We start from the raw sequence: 18,691 nt of genomic DNA on the forward strand, positions 1-18,691 counted from the left end.
TTGACCAGCGGCACCGTGCTGGCGCTGGGCCTGCTGCTGCTGCTCGGCGCGACCGGCAAGTCCGGCCAGTTCCCGCTGCAGGCGTGGCTGCCGGAGATCTCGTGCCGGGTCACGGTGGGGGCGCCGGAGGCGGCGCAGAGCTCGTCGGCGAGCCGCTGCTGGCTCCAGCCACGGGCCAGCCGCAGCTGGGCGATCAGCGGCCCGAGCAGGCGCGGGTCGGGCGGGGTCATCGGTCCTCCGGTCGGGCGTCGGCGCGGCGACGCCGGCCGTCCGGCAGGACGGGACCGGCGCGCCGTCGGTCGGTGCTGACCCCCGCGCGTGCCCCCGGGCACCGGCCCCGACCGGCGCCACCCGCGCTGGCTCCTGTTCTACCCCGGGGGTACGACGTCGCGGCGGACCCGCCGTGCGTCGCCGCGCCGACCGGCCCGCCAGCCGTTCGGCGACGGCCGTCGATATTCCGCTGGGAAGATCGTGGGTTCGGGGGCCGGTTCCCGCTAGAGTCGGGGCGTGGCGCTCGGTCTACCCTCCGTCCTCCCCAATCCCCAGCCGGCGATCGGGGAGCTGATCCGTGACCGCCAGCCGACCTTCTCCTTCGAGTTCTTCCCGCCCAAGACGCGCGAGGGCGAGCGGCTGCTCTGGCAGGCCATCCGGGAGCTGGAGTCGCTGCGTCCCTCGTTCGTGTCCATCACCTACGGCGCCGGCGGGTCGACCCGGGACACCACGGTGGCGGTGACCGAGCGGATCGCCACCGAGACCACCCTGCTGCCGATGGCCCACCTGACCGCGGTCAACCACTCGGTCGCCGAGCTGCGCAACGTCATCGGCCGGCTGGCCGGCGTCGGGGTGCGCAACGTGCTCGCCGTGCGCGGCGACCCCCCGGGCGACCCGGGCGGCGAGTGGGTCCGCCACCCCGAGGGCGTGCTCTACGCCGAGGAGCTGGTCCGGCTGGTCCGCGACGCCGGCGACTTCAGCGTCGGCGTGGCCGCCTTCCCGTACAAGCACCCGCGCTCGACCGACGTGGCCAGCGACACCGCGTACTTCGTCCGCAAGTGCCGGGCCGGCGCCGAGTTCGCGATCACCCAGATGTTCTTCGACGCCGACGACTACCTGCGGCTGCGTGACCGGGTCGCCGCCGCCGGCTGCCACACCCCGATCCTGGCCGGCGTGATGCCGGTGACCCAGATCGGCACCATCGAGCGGTCCGTGCAGCTCTCCGGTGCGCCGTTCCCGCGCTCCCTGGCCGAACGCTTCGAGCGGGTCGCCGACGACCCGGAGGCGGTGCGCCGGCTCGGCATCGAGCAGGCCAGCGAGATGTGCGCCAAGCTGCTGGACGAGGGGGTGCCGGGGATCCACTTCATCACCCTCAACCGGTCCACCGCGACGCGGGAGGTCTGGCGCAGTCTCCAGGCCGGCGCCCGGGTGTGAACGCGCCCACCCCGACACCTGAACCACGCCGCGACGGTTGACCGATGGTGGGCACTCAGCTGAAGTGGGACGACTATGCGACCGCCTGGGCGCGGCTGCACGGCGGCTTCGACCCGCGGGCCGCCGCGCCGGTGGTCCGCGCCTGGCTGCGCTTCGCCTACCACCTCGGATACATCCTCGGCCGGCTCCGGGTCTCCCCGACCGCGGTGACCGTGGCCGGCGTGCTGCTCTGCCTCTGCGTGCCGCTGTTCTCCGTACGGTCGGTGGACGGGCCGATCATCGGGGCGCTGTTCGTGCTGCTCGCCTCGGTGGCGGACAGCGTCGACGGGGCGGTGGCGGTGGCCACCAACCGGTCCACCCGGCTCGGCTACGTCTACGACTCGGTCGCCGACCGGCTCGGTGAGATCGCCTGGCTGACCGCGTTCTGGCTGGTCGGCGCGCCGGGCGCGCTGGTGGTGGCCGGGGGCGCGCTGTCCTGGCTGCACGAGTACGTCCGGGCCCGCGCGGTCGCCGCCGGGATGCGCGACATCGGCGCGGTCACCGTGGGGGAGCGCCCCACCCGGGTCTGCGTGGCCCTGGTGGGGCTGCTGCTGGCCGGGCTGACCGGGCTGGTCGACGCGGACCTGGCCGCCGGGACCATCACCATGGCCGCCGCTGTCTGGGTGCTGCTGGCCGGCTTCGGCCTGGGGCAGCTGCTGTCGACCGTGCGCCGCGCCCTCGTCGGCGCCGGCTGACGGCGGCTACCAGGCCGGGCCGATCTCCTCGGCGACGATCTGCGCGGAGAGGGTCACCATCGGCAGGCCGCCGCCGGGATGGCTGGAGCCACCGACCAGCCAGAGCCCGTGCGCCGGGCCCCGGTTGGCCGGGCGCAGCAGCCCGCCCGCGGTGCCGTAGATCGTCCCGCCCGGCGCGCCGGTCGCCGCGTCCAGGTCGGCCGGGGTGCGGACCTCCCGGAACACCAACCGGTCCCGCACGTCGACGCCCCGCTCGGCGAGCACGTCGAGGATCCGGTCGGCGTACGCCTCGGCCAGCCCCGGCCGGCGCCAGTCCACCGCGCCGGCGGCGGTGCCGTGCCGGGCGGCGTTGACCAGCACGAACCACGACTCGTGTCCGTCCGGGCGGACCATCGGGTCGTCGGCGATGGTGACGAACACCGTCGGGTCCACCGCCGGCCGGGCCCGTACGCCCCGCCCCGGGTCGCCGAAGACCGCGTCGAACTCGGCGTCGTGGTCGCGCGGGAAGAACACGTTGTGGTGGGCCAGCCCGGAGTCGCCGCGTACCCCGAGCAGCAGCACGAAGCCGGCCAGGCTGCGGTCGGTCAGCCCGGCCAGCCGGCGCGGGCTGGGCAGCAGGTCCCGGTAGAGGGTGAGCGCGTCGGTGTTGGCCACCACCACGTCGGCGGGGACTCCGGCGGCGGCGCCGGCGAGGCGTACCCCGTGCACCCGGCCGCCCGCGGCGTCGATCCGGGTGACCGTGGCGCCGGTCTGCACGACCACGCCGAGGTCCAGGCAGCGGGACAGCAGCGCGTCGGCGAGGGTGCCCAGCCCGCCGCGCAGGTACCAGCCGCCGAACGTCAGCTCGGCGTAGGGGACGGCGACCAGCGCGGCCGGGGCGCGGCGCGGGTCGGCGCCGGTGTAGGTGGCGTACCGGTCGAGCAGCATCCGCAGCCGCGGGTCGGACAGGTGCTGCCGGCCCAGCCCGCGCAGGCTGCGGCCGGGTGCGATCGCGGCCAGGTCGCCCAGCCGCCAGGCCAGCGCGGCCAGGTCGCGCGGCGAGTCGACGGCCCGGCGCAGGATGTCCCGGTGCGAGGCCTCCCACACCCGGGCGGCCCGGCGCCACAGCCGCTGCCAGTCGGCGGCGGCCCGGTCGCCGAGGGTCGCGCCGATCCGGGCGGCGAACTCGGCCGGGTCGGCGCAGGAGTCCAGCGCCGGCCCGCCGCCGGGGAAGACGTGCCGCACGATCGGGTCCAGCGGCACCAGGTCGAGGTACTCGTCGAGCTTGGCCCCGGTCGCCTCGAACAGGTCGTGGAAGACCTGGGGCAGGGTGAACAGGCTGGGGCCGGTGTCGAAGTGGAACGACCCGGCGGGGGTGTGGTGCGCGTACCGGCCGAGCTTGCCGCCGACGGTGTCGGCCCGTTCGAAGACGGTCACCTCGTGCCCGGTGACGGCCAGCCGGGCGGCGGCGGCCAGCCCGCCGACCCCGGCGCCGACGACCACGATCCGCGCCATGCCGCGCCTCCTAGCTGACCGGGCGGCCCCGCCAGGACAGACGTCGCCGCTTTCGCAGATGGTACGACCGCAGGGTCAGCCAACCGAGGACCACGACCGACACGGGGTGTGCCAGCGCGTCGGGCCAGGCCCGCCCGCCGGTGGCCCGGGCGCTGAGCACCCGCCCGGCGACCCCGAGCAGGTAGCTGGTGGCGGCGAACGCGGCAACCGTCGGCGCGCCGGCCGCGAGCGCCGCGACGGCGACCAGCGGGGGAGCGGTGTAGAGCAGGAGCAGCAGGATCACCACGACCGCCGCCGCGCCCGGGTGGCCGAAGGAGGCCCAGAGCGACTTGGTGTAGCCGTCGCGCAGCTGCGGCCAGTTCTCGTACATCCGGCAGGCGGCCAGTTCGGAGCCGTCGGCCAGGGCGATCCGCCCGCCGGACCGTTTGACCGCCCGGGCCAGCTCGATGTCCTCCAGCACCCGGTCGGCCACCACGGCGTGCCCGCCGGCCCGGTCGTAGCCGGCCCGGTCCACCACCAGGAACTGCCCGCCGGCGGCGGCCAGCGACGGCCGCGGTGAGCGTTCCATCGCGCGTAGCGGCAGGAAGGTCAGCCACAACCACTGCAACAGCGGCTGGACCAGCCGGTCGGCCGCCGCCCGCACCACGATCCGGGGGTACGGCGACAGCAGCGCCGCCCCGGCGGCGCGCAGCTCGGTGACCGCCGCCGCGACGGCGTACGGGGTGAGCACCACGTCGGCGTCGACGAAGGCCAGCGCGGTGGCGGCCGGGTCGGCCCGGCCGGCGAGCTGGTGGCAGGCGTGCGGCTTGCCCAGCCAGCCCGGCGGCGGGGTGACCCCGGTCAGCAGGGTGACCCGGGGGTCGTCGCCGGCCACCGCCCGGACCACGTCGGCGGTGCCGTCGGTCGACCCGTCGTCGAGCACCACGATCCCCAGCCGCGGCACGCCCCGCTGGGCGAGCAGCGACCGCAGGCAGGGGGTCAGCCGGGCCGCCTCGTCGCGCAGCGGCAGCAGCACCGCCACCGGCTCGGTGACCTCGACCGGCCCGGCCCCGGGGCGGCGCAGCCGGCGGCCCGCGTTGACCCAGGTGTGCGCGGTCAGCGCGGCGACCGCGGCGACCGCGGCGACCAGGGCGAGGAGCTCGCTCATGCGGTGGCGTCGACGCCGGGACGCGCCGGCCGGCGGGGCTTCCACCGGCCGGCGCCGTGCCGGCGGGCGCGGACCAGCGTCACCGCCAGCGGCAGCGCGGCCACCGACATGCCGACCGCGCCCCAGAGCGCCGAGGCGGGCAGGCCGAGGAAGGCCGCGTGGGCCAGCACGCTGGAGAGGTACGTCCACAGGTAGAGCGCGAACATCGGTTCGTCCCGGGAGTCGGTGACCGCGACGGTCGGCCCCGCGAGGGGGCGCAGCGCGCTCGTCAGCAGCACCGCGAAGAGCAGCCAGCCCAGGTAGTTGCTGACCGGGATGCCGGGCAGCCCGGGCAGGACGGGGGTGGCGTCCCGCCACACCCAGTAGCCCTCGGCCACCATCTGCGGGTCGAGGAAGAGGTCCCAGGCGGCCAGCCCGACGGCGGCCAGCGCGATCCGGCCGGGCCCGGACGAGGTCAGCCGGACGGCGGCCAGCCAGGCGGGCCACGCCATCCAGGTCCAGGCCAGCGGGATGATCAGCGGCACCCCGGCCAGCTTCGGGCCGAGCTCGCCGGAGTAGTCGTAGCTGCCGAACGGGAAGCCGGTGGCGACCCCGAGCGCCTCGATCGCGAAGCCGCCGCCGGTGGCCACCGCGACCAGCGCCCCCGCCGTACGCGGACCGCGGCTGAGCAGGGCGTGGCCGACGGCGAGCAGGTAGCCCAGCACGACGGTGGCGACGGTCAGCCTGGCCCGGGTCGTGCCGGTGGTGAGCGGGTAGCAGATCTGGGCGAGGACGAGGACCGCCAGCAACGCCCAGGGGGCCCGCTGTCGGGTCACGGCGCCGCCGGGCCGGGCTGGGTGGTGGCGGCGGCCGGCTCGGCGGCGGCCAGCGGCAGGTCCCGGCCGAGCACGCCGAAGGGACGCTCGTCGCCGGGGAAGTGGAAGTGCCGCAGCACGTCGACGAAGCCGAACCGCCGGTACAGCCGCCAGGCCCGCGAGGCCTGCTCGTCGGCCTCCGGGGTGGACAGCAGGGTGGTGGTCCCCTCGGCGAGGGTGAGCAGGGCGGTCAGCTGCCGGGTGCCCAGGCGGTGTCCCTGCGCCGGCGGCCGGACGTGCAGCTCCACCACCTCGAAGCAGTCGGTCAGCCAGCGCCGCCGGGCCGGCGGGTCCAGCGCCCAGTGCACCTGGTCGTGCCACCACTGCCCGGGCGCGCCCAGGTAGCCGTACCCGAAGCCGGCCAGGTGGCCCTCGGTGGTGAGACTGGCGACGGCGCGGAACCCGGGCCGGCGCACGTGGGTGGCGATGTAGCCGCGACGGGCCTCCAGCAGGTCGGCGCGGTAGTTCATCGCCTCCCCGTAGACGGCGACCACGTCGTCCAGCCGCCGGACGAGATCGTCCGGCGTCCACCGCACCAACCTCATGCGTTTCCCTTCACCGTTGCCGCGTCGCCGTCGGCGACCCACCCCAGCACCGTCCGGTCGCCGACCACGTCGCGCACCTCGAACCGTGCGAAGAGTTCCTCCGCGTACCACCCTTCAGTGGGGGTGCGGCTGATCGCGGCGCGGTGCTCCGGGTGACGGTACGCGAACGCCACCAGGTCCGCCGGGTCGCGCCACATGCTGACCGTGCCCTGCCAGCCCAGCGGGGCCTCGCCGACGCCGAACCGGGCGAGCAGCCCGGGCGCGGCGTGCAGCGCGGCGGCCACCGGGGGGATCGCCCTCCAGAAGGTGGCCGCCCGGCGGGGCCGCAGCCGGGCCCGGGTCAGCGCCAGCACCGGGCCGTCGACCCGGCCGCCGGGTGGGTCGCCGAACGGACGCCGGCCGGACCACTCGCCGCGGCTGCTCACCGGGCGCAGGTCGACCCGGACGGTCGCCCGGGCGATCCGCGCCCAGGCCCGGCCGACCGGGGAGGCGTCGAAGCCGTCGGCGGCGGCGGGGGAGTCCCACACGGTCAGCGCCGCCCACCGGGTCAGGTCGGCGTCGCCGGGCCCGAAGCCGGTGCCGGTCCCGGTGCCGAGCAGCTTGCCGAACCGTACGCCCGGGCTGGCGCGCAGCCGGCGCGGGTCGAACGCCATCCGGGTCAGCGCCCGGGGCAGCGCGGCCCGGGAGGTCCGCCACACGTGCAGGGTGACCAGCTCGGGAATGGTGTCGCCGGTCGCCGTCTCGCTCACGCCACGTCGGCCGGGGCGCCGGCGGTGATCCGCAGCAGTTCCGCGTACGTGCTGGGGAAGACGGCCTGCGGCACCCCGCCGGCCGCCCAGACCTCGTCGTACCCCTGCAGGGCGGTGTCGACCAGGGTGCGCAGCGGGCGCGGGTGGCCCAGCGGGGCGACCCCGCCGATCACCTGGCCGGTGTGCTCCCGGACGAACTCCGGGGTGGCGCGGCGCAGCCGGGTGACCCCGATCCGGGCGGCCAGTCCGGCGGTGTCCACCCGGTGCGCGCCGGAGGTCAGCACCAGCAGCGGGGCGCCGTCGGCGTCGAAGACCAGCGAGTTGGCGATGGCGCCGACGTCGACGCCGAGCGCCGAGGCGGCCGCGGCCGCGGTGTGGACCGCCTCGGGCAGCAGGCGGACCACGCTCGGCGCGCCCGCGCCGTCGCGCGCCCCCGCGCCGTCCAGGGCCGCCTGCACCGCCCGCACGTTCGAATGTGGCTGCATGTCGCCATTCTTCCCGGTCCGCCGTGGGCCGGTGGAGCCGGCCAGGTCGGTCGGCGTGGCGTGGCCGAGGTGGGCCATGGCGGCCCGACGCCTTCACGCAGCGTCACCCAGTCTTCCGGCGCCCGTACCCCTGGTCGACGGTGGGACGGGCCGGTGGGACGCTGCGGAGGTCGGTGCCACCCCGGGCGGAGTCGTCGCTCACCGTCACGGAACCGGCCCAAAGGCGGCTCGTGACCGACCGTGAGCGCCTACCGGCCCGGCCAGCCGGGGGTGGCGCCGACCCGGCCGGCGGCGTCGACCAGCAGCGCCTCGTGCCCGTCCAGGGTGGCCAGCCAGTCCAGCGCGTCCGCGCCCCGGGCCACCGCGGCGGTGGCGTACACGTCGGCCCAGAGCAGGTCGGGGCCGGCCACGGTGACCGACCGCAGCGCGGTCGCCGGGCGGCCGGTGCGCGGGTCCACGATGTGCGCCCCGCGCCGGGCGGTGCCCGAGGTGGCGACCGCCCCGTCGTGCCGGGTCAGCACGTCGAGCAGCCGGCCGGGACGGTCCGGGTCCTCGATGCCGACCCGCCAGCCCGGCCGGTCCGCCCCGGTCCGCAGCAGCACGTCCCCGCCCGCGTTGAGGCAGAGGTCGTGGTCCGGCAGGTCGCCCAGCCAGCGGGCGGCCCGCCCGATCGCCCAGCCCTTGACCAGCCCGGAAGGGTCGAACCCGACGCCACCGGAGGGCAGCGGCAGCCGCCGGGCGTCGAACCGGCCGCCGGTGCGCGCCCGGGCCAGCTCGCACAGCTCGACCACCTCGCGCACCGCCGGCGCGGCGGTGGCCGGGTCGGGCATCCGGCCGCCGAGGCGCCCGAGCACGCTCTCCGGCCGGTACGTGCTGAACGTCGCGTCCACCTCGCGCAGCTCGGCGAAGAGCCGCTCCACCCGGGCGGCGACGGCGTCGGTGCGCACGTCGGGGCCACGCAGGTGCACGCTCACCGGCAGCCCCATCACCTGCACCACCCAGGCCCGCCGGGCCAGCTCCACCGTGCCCACCCCGCTCACCTCAGGTGCGCCGCGTCGATGGCGGCCTGCAGGGACTCGCGGTAGCCGTCACTGGTGACGGTCGCGCCGGAGACGGTGTCGATCTCGGCGCTCTGCGCCGCGAGGGCCTCCTGCCGCAGGATCGGCACCGCGTAGTCGTTGATCTGCCGATCCCGGAAGTTCCCGTCCGGCACCTGGAGCGCGTCGATCCCGGTGATCTTCCCGCCCGAGGCGGTGATCCGGACCTGCACCGGCCCCCACCGGGTCTGCGCCACCGACCCGTCGTACCGGCCGGCCCCGGCGGCGCTGCCCGAGCGGGTGGAGCCGGAGTCCGAGGTGGCCGCCGAGCCGGGCCGGCCGGTCGTACCCGGGTCGCCCCCGGTGTCGTCGGCGCCGGCGGCGATCGCGCTGATTCCTCCGCCCGGGCCCATGGTGCTGGTCTTGTAGCTGAACAGCAGCACCAGGGCGGCCACGGTGCAGAGCAGCCAGCCGGTGATCCGTCGCACGGATTCCCCTCTCCCGCCTGTCACCAGGCAAAACGTTCGTGATGGGTGTGCTGCTCGGGCACTCCGGCGGCCCGGGTCGCGGCCTGCGCCGCGTCGATCCAGCCGTCCGGGCCGCAGAGGTAGACGTCGTGGGTGGCGATGTCGGGGGAGAGCCGGCGCAGCGCCTCGGCGTCGGGCAGGCCCTCGGCGTAGGCCGGCAGCCAGGACGGTCGCCGCGCGCGTGGCCCGACCAGGTGGTGCACCACCACGCCGCGAACCGCTGCGAGCCGGTCCAGCTCCGCCCGGAAGGCCAGCTCCTCTCCGGTACGCGCGCGGTAGAGCAGCACCGCCTGCCCCGGGGCGTACGGCAGCTCCCAGAGCAGGGCCAGCAGCGGGGTGACGCCGACGCCGCAGGCGAGCAGGGTGACCCCGCCGCCGCGCCAGTGCTCCCCGGTCAGCCGCCCGTACGGCCCCTCCAGCAGCACCCGGGTGCCGGGGCGCAGGGTGGTGACCCGGGCGCTGTCGTCCCCGAGCGCCTTGACGGTGATCCGCATCAGGTCGCCCGACGGTGGCGCGGACAGCGAGTAGGGGTGCGCCCGGGACCAGCCGGGGCCGTCCAGGAACCGCCAGCAGAAGAACTGCCCGGCCCGGACCTGCAGCCGGTCCAGGTGGCGCCCGCGCAGCCAGACCGAGGTGATCCCGGGCGCCTCGGGCACCACCGCGGCCACCTCGACCCGGTGCCGCAGCGAGCGCCAGGCCGGCAGGCCGAGCCGGAAGACCAGCACGCTGCCCAGCGCCACCAGGTACGCCGTCCACCAGTAGGCCCGGGCGGCGGACGAGCCGACGAAGTCGGCGCCGGTCCAGAGCTGGTGCGGCAGCGCCAGCCCGATCCCCAGGTACGCGTACAGGTGCAGCAGGTGCCAGGACTCGTAGCGCAGCCGGCGGCGGGCCGCGCGGACCGAGGTGACCACCACCAGCACCAGCAGCGCCAGCGCGGCGGCGGCCAGCAGCATGCCGGGGTACGCGGTGACCAGCAGCCAGAGCTGCGTGAGGGCGTTCTCCCGAGCGGTGCCGGCGTACCCGAGGGTGGTCAGCACGACGTGGGCGAGCAGCAGGTGGAACGAGGTGAAGCCGGCCAGCCGGTGCCAGCGGGCGATCCGGTCCTGCCCGAAGCGCCGCTCGACCAGCGGCACCCGGGCCATCAGCACCACCTGGACGAGCATCAGGTCGGCGCTGAGCAGGCCGGTGAGCCGGCCGGCGGAGGTGAGGCCGGTGGCGAGCCCGCCCAGCAGCTCCTGCACCCCCCGGTCGGCGGTCCAGAGCGCGGTGACGACCAGCAGGCTGAGTGCCGCCGCGCTGCCGGCCACGTCGCCCCACCAGGCGGGGACCGCCGGCAGGGTACGCGCACGCCCTGCCGGTTGGCGAGGGCGGCGGTCACGGGAGGGTCGCTCCGGTACGGCTGGCGTTCATGGGGTCAACCCTGACCGGCCTACCTCCACGACACCTTTGGCGATGCTGTGTGCGCGCTGAGAGCCCCCGGCCGGGGGTCGGCCCGGGGGCGGTGATCCGACGGTGAGCCGTCGATGAACATCTCATCGAGGACTGTTGCAGTCCTCGGGGGTTACGTAGCCTGCGATCATCGTCCGACATCGATAGGAGATGACGCGTGAAACCCCGACGATCGTTGATCGTATCGGCGCTGTGCAGCCTGCTGCTCGGCACCACACTGCAGGTCACCGCGGCGCCGGCGCAGGCCGCGCCGACCGACGCCGACCTCGCCTACCGGTGGGCCCCGATCCACTACCAGGACAGCGCCGCGTCGAACTACCCCGGTGACTATCTCGCGCCGGTCAACTACGACGGCGACTGGAACACCCGCAACAACTGGGAGAACCTCGACTACTACCGGTCGGGCCTGATCGGGACGGCCTACTACTCCGTCGTCGAGTCCACGACCCACTGGTTCATCAGCTACGGCTTCTTCCACGCCCGGGACTGGAAGACGTTCTTCCCCCACGAGAACGACATGGAGGGCCTGCTGCTCACCGTCCGCAAGGACGGCAGCGAGTACGGCGCCGTCGAGGCGATGGTGACCCTCGCCCATGACAACTTCTATTCGTACGTCCCGAGCGGGGGCGCGTACCGCGACGGGCGGGAGAACATCGACGGCACCCTGCTGCTGCAGGGCCATGACGGCGCCGCGCATCCGACGAGCTTCCAGGAGGCCAAGGGGCACGGCTGCTACAACTGGGACGGTTCGTCCTTCCCCGGAGGTGACGGGCTCGTCTACTACCCGAGCCGGTCCGGGGGTGCGGTACCGCGCAGCGGGAACGACCGCGCCGTGCCCTACCAGCTCGTGGACGTCTTCGCCCCCGGTAGCCTCTGGGGGCGCCGTTCCGACTCGCAGACCTTCGGCAGCTGGGGGCGGTTCGCCGGCGACACCGGGCAGACCGACGCCGCCCGTGCCCCGTGGTACTGGGACGACACGACCGACGGCAGCGACCTTCAGGCCGGCGTCATCAACACCGATCCGGCGTACCTGATCTCGGTCTACTTCAGCAACATCGGCGCGTTCAGCCTCAGCTACGTCCGCAATCCGTACCGCACCTGACCGGCCCGCACGGCGACGCGCGGGTGCGGCCGCATCCGGTGGTCCGACTGCTCTTCCAGGCGGAGTGGCGGTGACTCGACGCCCGGCGCGCCACGTCATACGCCACACGTTGCGTTTTCGTCGACGGGGAGGTGTACTGTCAGGGCGGTTAGAACGAGTGTTCGATTCAGTCGTACGCTCGTTCCAACGCCCGGGAGGGGTGTTTCGCGGCGCCGGCTCCCGGGAGGTGCGGTTCCGCGGACCGCACCGGGCGTCGGGCAGTCGCGAGTCCGGACCCGTCAGGCAGGATCGTCGCCCGCCGCCCACGACCCCCGGGCGGCGGGCGACGGACCCGCCGGTACGCCGGCCGGGTGTGGTGTGGGGAAGCGTCCACACCCGGCCGGCCCCACCTGGTGCGTCTTCCTCCGCACCGCCCGCTCCGGGCGCCCCCGCCGGCGGATTTGATCCGTCGCGCGGCCGCCCGCCCCGGCCCACGCGGAGGAGAGACTATGCCGACCAGCCCGGTCCAGGCGCCGACGGTGCCCGCGCACGTGCTGCCGCACCGCACCCCCGCACAGTTGCTCGCGGTGGCCCGCCACGGGCTGGCCGAGGCCGCCCGGACCCGCCCCGACGGCCTCCGGTACGCCGCCGCCCACCTCGCGGCGCTGCGCGCCGCCGCCGCGCTGCTCGCCGCCCGCGCCCGCCCCGCACCCACCCGGCGCAACCGGATCACCAGCGTCTGGATCCTGCTCTCCACCGTCGCTCCCGAGCTCGACGAGTGGGCCGGCTACTTCGCCGCCGGGGCGAGCAAGCGGGCCGCCGCCGAAGCCGGCATCCCCCGGGTGGTCACCGCCCGGGAGGCCGACGATCTGCTCCGCGCCGCCGAGGAGTTCGTGACCGTGGTGGAGACCGCGCTCGGCCTGGCGCACCAGCCGGCGCTCGACGGTCTGCACCGGCCACTCCGGCTCGGCGTGTCTGACGCCACGCCGCGACCCGGAGCAGCCGCCGCCTGACCGGGCGACGTCCGGCCACCCGACGGGGAGGCGGGTGGCCGGACGCGCCGTGTCCGGGTCCGGCGGCGTCCGCCACGCGTGGAGATCCAGCAGCACCACCACGGGGTTGGTACCCGTGGGCGACACACGACAGGGGGTAGGTCCGATGGCGGGCCGCATGGTGGTCGGTTCCGCCGCGCTGGCCGAACTGGTGCGCCCGGCGAGCGCGCCCGACCCGGCGGGTGGCCACCGGGTGCTGCCCGTCCGGCCCGAGCTGACCGGGTTGCTGCCCAACCGCGGGCTGCGGCGCGGCAGCACCATCGCGGTCGGCGTCGGGCAGCCCGGGCGCAGTGGCGGGACATCGCTGATCCTCGCCCTGCTCGCCGAGGCGTCCCGGGCCGGCTCCTGGTGCGCCGTGGTCGGCGTGCCCACCTTCGGGGCCGGCGCGGCGGCCGAGGCCGGGATCGCCCTGGACCGGCTCGCCCTGGTGCCGCACCCCGGGCCCGAGTGGCCCACCGTCGTCGCCGCGCTCATCGACGGGGTCGACGTGGTGGTCACCGCCGTGCCGGCCACGGTCTCCGCCTCCGTCGCCAACCGGCTGGCCGCCCGGGCCCGGCAGCGCGGCAGCGTGCTCGTCCCGTACGGCCGGTGGGACGGCGCGGACGTCACGCTCCAGGTGGTCCGCGGGGTCTGGGAGGGGCTCGGCCCGGGCCGGGGGCGGCTGCGCCGCCGGGAGGTGACCGTCTCGGCCCGCGGGCGGGGCGCGGCCGCCCGCCCCAAGGAGATCAAGGTCTGGCTGCCCGGCGACGAGCTGACCCGGGTCATCCCCCGGGCCACCGGGTCCGGCTCCGGCAGCGGCCGGTCGGGTGCCGGGCGGCTGCGCGTGGTGGTGTCGGCCGCCGCGTCCGCTCCCGCCGCCCGGTCCCGCCGCGGCGCGTTCACCGTGGTCGGTCCGGCATGACCGGTGCGCCCGCGCGGACCCTGCTGCTCTGGTGCCCGGACTGGCCGGTCCTCGCCGCCGAGATCGTCGACGGGGTGCCCGCCACCGACCCGGTCGCGGTGCTGCACGCCAACCGGGTGGTCGCCTGTTCCGAGCGGGCCCGCGCCGAGGGCGTACGCCGCGGGTTGCGCAAGCGGGAGGCGCAGGGGCGCTGCCCGCAGCTCACCGTCGTCGACCACGACCCCGGCCGGGACGCCCGGGCGTTCGAGCCGGTGGTGGCCGCCGTCGAGGAGGTGGCCGTCGGGGTCGAGGTGATCCGCCCGGGGGCCTGCGCGCTGGCCGCCCGGGGGCCGAGCCGCTACCTCGGTGGGGAGGAGGCGGCGGCCGAGCGGATCGTCGAGCACGTCGCCCAGAGCTGCGCGGTGGAGAGCCAGGTCGGTATCGCCGACGGGGTCTTCGCCGCCGGGCTGGCCGCCCGGGACGGGCGTGTCGTGCCGCCCGGCGGGGCCCCGGAGTTCCTGGCCGCCCTGCCCGTCGAGGCGCTCGGCCGGCCGGCCCTGACCGACCTGCTGCGCCGGCTGGGGGTGCGTACCCTCGGGGACTTCGCCGCGCTCCCCGCCGGTGACGTGCTGGCCCGGTTCGGCTTCGACGGGGCGCTGGCCCACCGGCTCGCCGCCGGCCGGGACCACCGGCCGCTCGCGGTCCGGCAGCCGCCGGCCGACCTGACGGTCACCGCCGAGTACGACGAGCCGATCGACCGGGTCGACGCCGCGGCGTTCGCCGCCCGGACGCTGGCCGAGCAGTTGCACGAGCGGCTCGCGGCGTACGGGCTGGCCTGCACCCGGCTCGGCATCGAGGCGGTCACCGCGCACGGCCAGGAGCTGCACCGGGTCTGGCGGCACGACGGGCTGCTCACCGCCGCGGCCATCGCCGACCGGGTCCGCTGGCAGTTGGACGGCTGGCTCTCCGGCAGCAACGGCCGGGGCGGCGCCCGCCCGGCCCGTCCCACCGCCGGGATCATCCGGCTGCGGCTGGTGCCGGACGGGGTGCTCGCCCAGGCCGGCCTGCAACCGGGGTTGTGGGGGGAGACCGGCGAGGAGCGGGAACGGGCGCACCGCGCGCTGAGCCGGGTGCAGGGCATCCTCGGCCCCGAGGCGGTGGTCACCACCGTGCTCGGTGGCGGACGCTCCCCGGCCGACCAGGTGCGCCTGGTCCCGTGGGGCGACGAACGACTGCCCGCCCGTCTGGGCGAGCCACCCCTGCCGACCGGACCGGGTGAGCCGGCGCTGCCGGCCGGGCCGGCAGCGCCGGTGCCGCCGTGGCCGGGGCGGCTTCCGCCGCCCGCGCCGGCCGTGGTGCTGCCGACCCCGTTCCTCGCCGCCGTGCACGACGCCACCGGTGAACCGGTCGTGGTCAACGCCCGGCTGGCGGTGAGCGCCGCGCCCGCGCGGCTGGTCGTCGGCACCGGCCGGCCGGTCGAGATCGTCGGCTGGGCCGGCCCGTGGCCGGTGGACGAGCGCTGGTGGGCGCCGGCCGAGGCCCGGCGCCGGGCCCGGTTCCAGGTCTGCCTCGTCGACGGGGCCGCCCTGCTGCTCGCGGTCGAGGGCGGCCAGTGGCTGGTGGAGGCGATCTATGACTGAGCGGGAAGTGGCCGGGCCGGGCCGGGCGGCCAGGGCGAACCGCCGGGCGAAATCGGATCGTGGAAGGTTTCGGCCCCTGGAGGGGCCTGAACCTGCCAAGATCTCGCCGCAAGCCGGGCGAGGGGCGGTCCCGTGAGCTTTCACAACCCGAACCTGCCCTGGTCGGAGCTGGAACGGGTGCTCTCCGGCCGGTCCCGGGACGGGTGGGGAAACCGGGACGAGCGGCACCTGCACGTGGTCGACCCGCTCGCGGTTGACGCCGACGGCGGCGACGCCCCGGCCTGGAGCCGCAAGCGCCAGCACTACGAGGCGCCCGAGCTGCCCCGCCCCGACGGTACGGTGCCCTACGCCGAGCTGCACGCGCACAGCAACTTCAGCTTCCTCGACGGCGCCAGCCACCCGGAGGAGCTGGCCGAGGAGGCCGCCCGGCTGGGGCTCACCGCGCTCGCCGTCACCGACCACGACGGCTTCTACGGCGTGGTCCGTTTCGCCGAGGCGGCCCGCGCGCTGCACCTGCCGACGATCTTCGGCGCCGAGCTCTCCCTGGGGCTGCCCGGCCCGCAGAACGGCGAGCCCGACCCGCACGGCGCGCACCTGCTGGTGCTCGCCCACGGGCACGAGGGGTACGCCCGGCTGGCCACCACCATCGCCCGCGCCCAACTGCGCGGCGGGGAGAAGGGCCGCCCGGTCTACGGCGAGCTGGAGGAGGTCGCCGCCGAGCTGCGCGACCACGTGCTGGTGCTCACCGGCTGCCGCAAGGGGCACGTGCCGGGCGCGCTGCTCACCGAGGGCGTCGACGCGGCGGCCCGCGAGCTGGACCGGCTCACCGCCCTCTTCGGCGCGGAGACGGTGGCGGTGGAGCTGACCGACCACGGGCACCCGGTCGACGCCGACCGCAACGACGCCCTCGCCGAGCTGGCCGCCGCCGCCGGGCTGCCCACGGTGGCCACCAACAACGTGCACTACGCGACCCCGGGCCGGCGCCGGCTCGCCACCACCCTGGCGGCGGTCCGCGCCCGGCGCAGCCTGGACGAGATCGACGGCTGGCTGCCCGCCGCCGCCACCGCGCACCTGCGCAGCGGCGCGGAGATGGCGACCCGGTTCGCCGCGTACCCGGGGGCGGTGGCCCGGGCCGCCGAGTTCGGCGCCGAGCTCGCCTTCGATCTCCAGCTGGTCGCGCCGAAGCTGCCGGCGTACCCGGTGCCGCCGGGGCACACCGAGATGAGCTGGCTGCGGAAGCTCACCCTGGACGGCGCCCGGGAGCGCTACGGCCCCCCCGAGGCGCACCCGGAGGCGTACGGGCAGCTGGAGCACGAGCTGCGGATGATCTCCGACCTCGGCTTCCCCGGCTACTTCCTGGTGGTCTACGACATCGTCACGTTCTGCCGTGAGCAGGACATCTACTGCCAGGGCCGGGGTTCGGCGGCCAACTCGGCGGTCTGCTACGCGCTGCGGATCACCAACGTGGACGCGGTCCGGCACCGGCTGCTCTTCGAGCGCTTCCTCGCCCCGGAACGCGACGGCCCGCCCGACATCGACGTGGACATCGAGTCCGACCGCCGGGAGGAGGTGATCCAGCACGTCTACGCCCGGTACGGCCGGGAGCACACCGCCCAGGTCGCCAACGTCATCTCCTACCGGCCCCGCTCGGCGGTGCGGGACGTGGCCAAGGCGTTCGGCTTCTCACCCGGCCAGCAGGACGCCTGGAGCAAGCAGATCGACCGGTGGGGCTCGGTCGCCTCGGTCGACGTCGAGGACATCCCCGAGCAGGTGGTCGCGTACGCCAACGAGCTGCAGACGTTCCCCCGGCACCTGGGCATCCACTCCGGTGGCATGGTGATCTGCGACCGGCCGGTGATCGAGGTGTGCCCGGTGGAGTGGGGCCGGATGCCCGGTCGCAGCGTGCTCCAGTGGGACAAGGACGACTGCGCCGCCGTCGGCCTGGTCAAGTTCGACCTGCTCGGCCTCGGCATGCTCTCCGCGCTGCACTACGGCTACGACATGATCGGGATGACCCTCGACCTGGGCGACATGACGCTGGACGACCCCGAGGTCTACGACATGCTCTGCCGGGCCGACTCGGTCGGGGTGTTCCAGGTGGAGAGCCGCGCCCAGATGGCCACCCTGCCCCGGCTCAAGCCCCGCGAGTTCTACGACCTGGTGGTCGAGGTGGCGCTGATCCGGCCCGGCCCGATCCAGGGCGGTTCGGTGCACCCGTACATCCGGCGCAAGAACGGCCAGGAGCCGGTGACCTTCCCGCACCCGCTGATGCGCAACGCGCTGGAGAAGACCCTCGGCGTGCCGCTGTTCCAGGAGCAGCTGATGCAGCTCGCGATCGACCTGGCCGGCTTCGACGCGGCCGGGGCCGACCAGCTGCGCCGGGCGATGGGGTCCAAGCGCTCGGTGGAGCGGATGGCGCAGATCGCCGGCCGGCTCTACGCCGGGATGGCCGAGCGGGGCATCACCGGCGAGCTGGCCGACGACGTCTACCGCAAGCTCACCGCGTTCGCCAGCTACGGCTTCCCGGAGAGCCACGCGATGAGCTTCGCCTACCTGGTCTACGCCAGCTCCTGGCTCAAGCGCTACCACCCGGCGCCGTTCCTGGCCGCGCTGCTCAACGCCCAGCCGATGGGCTTCTACTCGCCGCAGACCCTGGTCGACGACGCCCGCCGGCACGGCGTCGAGGTACGCCGGCCGGACATCAACGCCAGCGGCGCCCTGGCGGTGCTGGAGTCCACCCCGACCACCCGGTGGGGCAGCGCCCCCGGGGAACCCCCGCACGAATGGGGGCTGGGCGGGCCGGCCGTCCGGCTCGGGCTGGGCGGTGTGCGTACCCTCGGCGCGGACGTGGCCGAGCGGATCGAGGCGGAGCGGACGGCGCACGGGCCGTACGCGGACATGCCGGACCTGGCCCGGCGGGTCGGGCTCACCGCCGCGCAGCTGGAGGCACTGGCCACCGCGGACGCCTTCGCCTGTTTCGGGCTGACCCGGCGGCAGGCGCTCTGGGCCGCCGGCGCGGCGGCCCAGGACCGGCCGGGCCGGCTGCCCGGCACGGTGACCGGGACGGCCGCGCCCACCCTGCCCGGGATGGAGGCGGTGGACCGGCTGGTCGCCGACGTCTGGGCGACCGGGCTGTCCCCGGAGAGCCACCCGGCCCGGTTCATCCGCGACCGGCTCGACGCCCTCGGCGCCGTGCCGATCGCCCGGCTGGGTCGGGTGGAGCCCGGCCGGCGGATCCGGGTCGGCGGGATCGTCACCCACCGGCAGCGGCCCGCGACCGCCGGCGGGGTCACCTTTCTCAACCTGGAGGACGAGACGGGGATGCTCAATGTCACTTGCTCCCCGGGGCTCTGGCAGCGTTATCGTCGAATCGCCCGTACCAGCACGGCGCTGGTGGTGCGAGGCCGGTTGCAGCGGCACGAGGGAGTCACCAGCCTCACCGCCGACCGGCTGGACGCCATCGAGCCGCCGGTCAGCCCGGCGTCCCGGGATTTCCGCTGACTTCAGTGATCCACATTACGGTTTCTCGGGCCGTCAGGCGGCAGACTTCCGGCACGTGCGGGCAGAGTGGCCCGTTCGCGGCAAGGGGGAA

At 75.9% G+C, this 18,691-nt stretch carries 17 protein-coding genes; 7 read left to right on the forward strand and 10 right to left on the reverse strand.

The window, feature by feature from the left end; all coding sequences use genetic code 11:
- Nucleotides 1-230: hypothetical protein (locus AB0I41_RS28035; RefSeq protein WP_357113500.1), on the reverse strand; the 230-nt coding region annotated here is incomplete at its 3' end.
- 277 nt (nt 231-507) lie between these two features.
- Here AB0I41_RS28035 and metF point away from each other — a divergent pair.
- The gene (metF, locus tag AB0I41_RS28040; protein ID WP_357113501.1) at nt 508-1,425 is read left to right on the forward strand and encodes a methylenetetrahydrofolate reductase [NAD(P)H]; all 918 of its coding nucleotides are present in this window, start codon (nt 508-510) and stop codon (nt 1,423-1,425) included.
- Nucleotides 1,426-1,469: 44 nt separating this feature from the next.
- Nucleotides 1,470-2,159 carry a CDP-alcohol phosphatidyltransferase family protein gene (locus tag AB0I41_RS28045; RefSeq protein WP_357113503.1) on the forward strand — a complete coding sequence of 230 codons (690 nt, stop codon included), beginning with the start codon at nt 1,470-1,472 and terminating at the stop codon, nt 2,157-2,159.
- A gap of 6 nt (nt 2,160-2,165) precedes the next feature.
- On the opposite strand, the gene crtI is transcribed toward AB0I41_RS28045, so the two are convergent.
- The 9 genes from crtI to AB0I41_RS28090 all read right to left on the reverse strand — a co-directional run bounded on the left by crtI (nt 2,166) and on the right by AB0I41_RS28090 (nt 10,304).
- Nucleotides 2,166-3,653: a phytoene desaturase family protein gene (gene crtI, locus AB0I41_RS28050; RefSeq protein WP_357113505.1), complete on the reverse strand. Its 1,488-nt coding sequence runs from the start codon at nt 3,651-3,653 to the stop codon at nt 2,166-2,168.
- A 10-nt stretch (nt 3,654-3,663) separates the two neighbouring features.
- Nucleotides 3,664-4,800, reverse strand: coding sequence for a glycosyltransferase family A protein (locus AB0I41_RS28055; protein ID WP_357113507.1), 1,137 nt, complete (start codon nt 4,798-4,800; stop codon nt 3,664-3,666).
- Nucleotides 4,797-5,615 carry a carotenoid biosynthesis protein gene (locus AB0I41_RS28060; protein ID WP_357113509.1) on the reverse strand — a complete coding sequence of 273 codons (819 nt, stop codon included), beginning with the start codon at nt 5,613-5,615 and terminating at the stop codon, nt 4,797-4,799. Before AB0I41_RS28060 ends, AB0I41_RS28055 begins: the two co-directional genes overlap by 4 nt.
- Nucleotides 5,612-6,199 (reverse strand): GNAT family N-acetyltransferase, encoded by a 588-nt coding sequence (locus tag AB0I41_RS28065; RefSeq protein WP_357113511.1) that lies wholly within the window; start codon nt 6,197-6,199, stop codon nt 5,612-5,614. The genes AB0I41_RS28060 and AB0I41_RS28065 overlap by 4 nt, the downstream gene beginning before the upstream one ends.
- Nucleotides 6,196-6,948 (reverse strand): monooxygenase, encoded by a 753-nt coding sequence (locus AB0I41_RS28070; RefSeq protein ID WP_357113513.1) that lies wholly within the window; start codon nt 6,946-6,948, stop codon nt 6,196-6,198. Before AB0I41_RS28070 ends, AB0I41_RS28065 begins: the two co-directional genes overlap by 4 nt.
- Nucleotides 6,945-7,433 (reverse strand): YbaK/EbsC family protein, encoded by a 489-nt coding sequence (locus AB0I41_RS28075; protein ID WP_357113515.1) that lies wholly within the window; start codon nt 7,431-7,433, stop codon nt 6,945-6,947. The genes AB0I41_RS28070 and AB0I41_RS28075 overlap by 4 nt, the downstream gene beginning before the upstream one ends.
- A gap of 248 nt (nt 7,434-7,681) precedes the next feature.
- Entirely contained in the window at nt 7,682-8,464 is a 783-nt protein-coding gene (locus AB0I41_RS28080) for an FAD:protein FMN transferase (protein WP_357113517.1), read from the reverse strand.
- Nucleotides 8,465-8,469: 5 nt separating this feature from the next.
- A complete protein-coding gene (locus tag AB0I41_RS28085; protein WP_357113519.1) occupies nt 8,470-8,958 on the reverse strand; it encodes an FMN-binding protein in 489 nt (162 codons plus the stop codon).
- Nucleotides 8,959-8,978: 20 nt separating this feature from the next.
- On the reverse strand, nt 8,979-10,304 hold the full coding sequence (locus AB0I41_RS28090; RefSeq protein WP_357113521.1) for a ferredoxin reductase family protein: 1,326 nt from the start codon (nt 10,302-10,304) through the stop codon (nt 8,979-8,981).
- Between the two features lie 299 nt (nt 10,305-10,603).
- Between AB0I41_RS28090 and AB0I41_RS28095 the strand changes: the two genes are divergently transcribed.
- The 5 genes from AB0I41_RS28095 to AB0I41_RS28115 all read left to right on the forward strand — a co-directional run bounded on the left by AB0I41_RS28095 (nt 10,604) and on the right by AB0I41_RS28115 (nt 18,600).
- Entirely contained in the window at nt 10,604-11,548 is a 945-nt protein-coding gene (locus tag AB0I41_RS28095; RefSeq protein ID WP_357113523.1) for a hypothetical protein, read from the forward strand.
- 488 nt (nt 11,549-12,036) lie between these two features.
- Nucleotides 12,037-12,540, forward strand: a complete 504-nt coding sequence (locus tag AB0I41_RS28100) for an SAV_6107 family HEPN domain-containing protein (RefSeq protein WP_357113525.1) — start codon at nt 12,037-12,039, stop codon at nt 12,538-12,540.
- A gap of 145 nt (nt 12,541-12,685) precedes the next feature.
- A complete protein-coding gene (locus AB0I41_RS28105) occupies nt 12,686-13,480 on the forward strand; it encodes a hypothetical protein (protein WP_357113527.1) in 795 nt (264 codons plus the stop codon).
- A complete protein-coding gene (locus tag AB0I41_RS28110) occupies nt 13,477-15,099 on the forward strand; it encodes a DNA polymerase Y family protein (RefSeq protein WP_357113529.1) in 1,623 nt (540 codons plus the stop codon). The genes AB0I41_RS28105 and AB0I41_RS28110 overlap by 4 nt, the downstream gene beginning before the upstream one ends.
- A 132-nt stretch (nt 15,100-15,231) precedes the next feature.
- Nucleotides 15,232-18,600 (forward strand): error-prone DNA polymerase, encoded by a 3,369-nt coding sequence (locus AB0I41_RS28115; RefSeq protein ID WP_357113531.1) that lies wholly within the window; start codon nt 15,232-15,234, stop codon nt 18,598-18,600.
- Nucleotides 18,601-18,691: the final 91 nt, after the last annotated feature.

This window comes from Micromonospora sp. NPDC050200 (genome assembly GCF_040656135.1).
In the GTDB taxonomy this organism is placed as follows: Bacteria; Actinomycetota; Actinomycetes; order Mycobacteriales; family Micromonosporaceae; genus Micromonospora.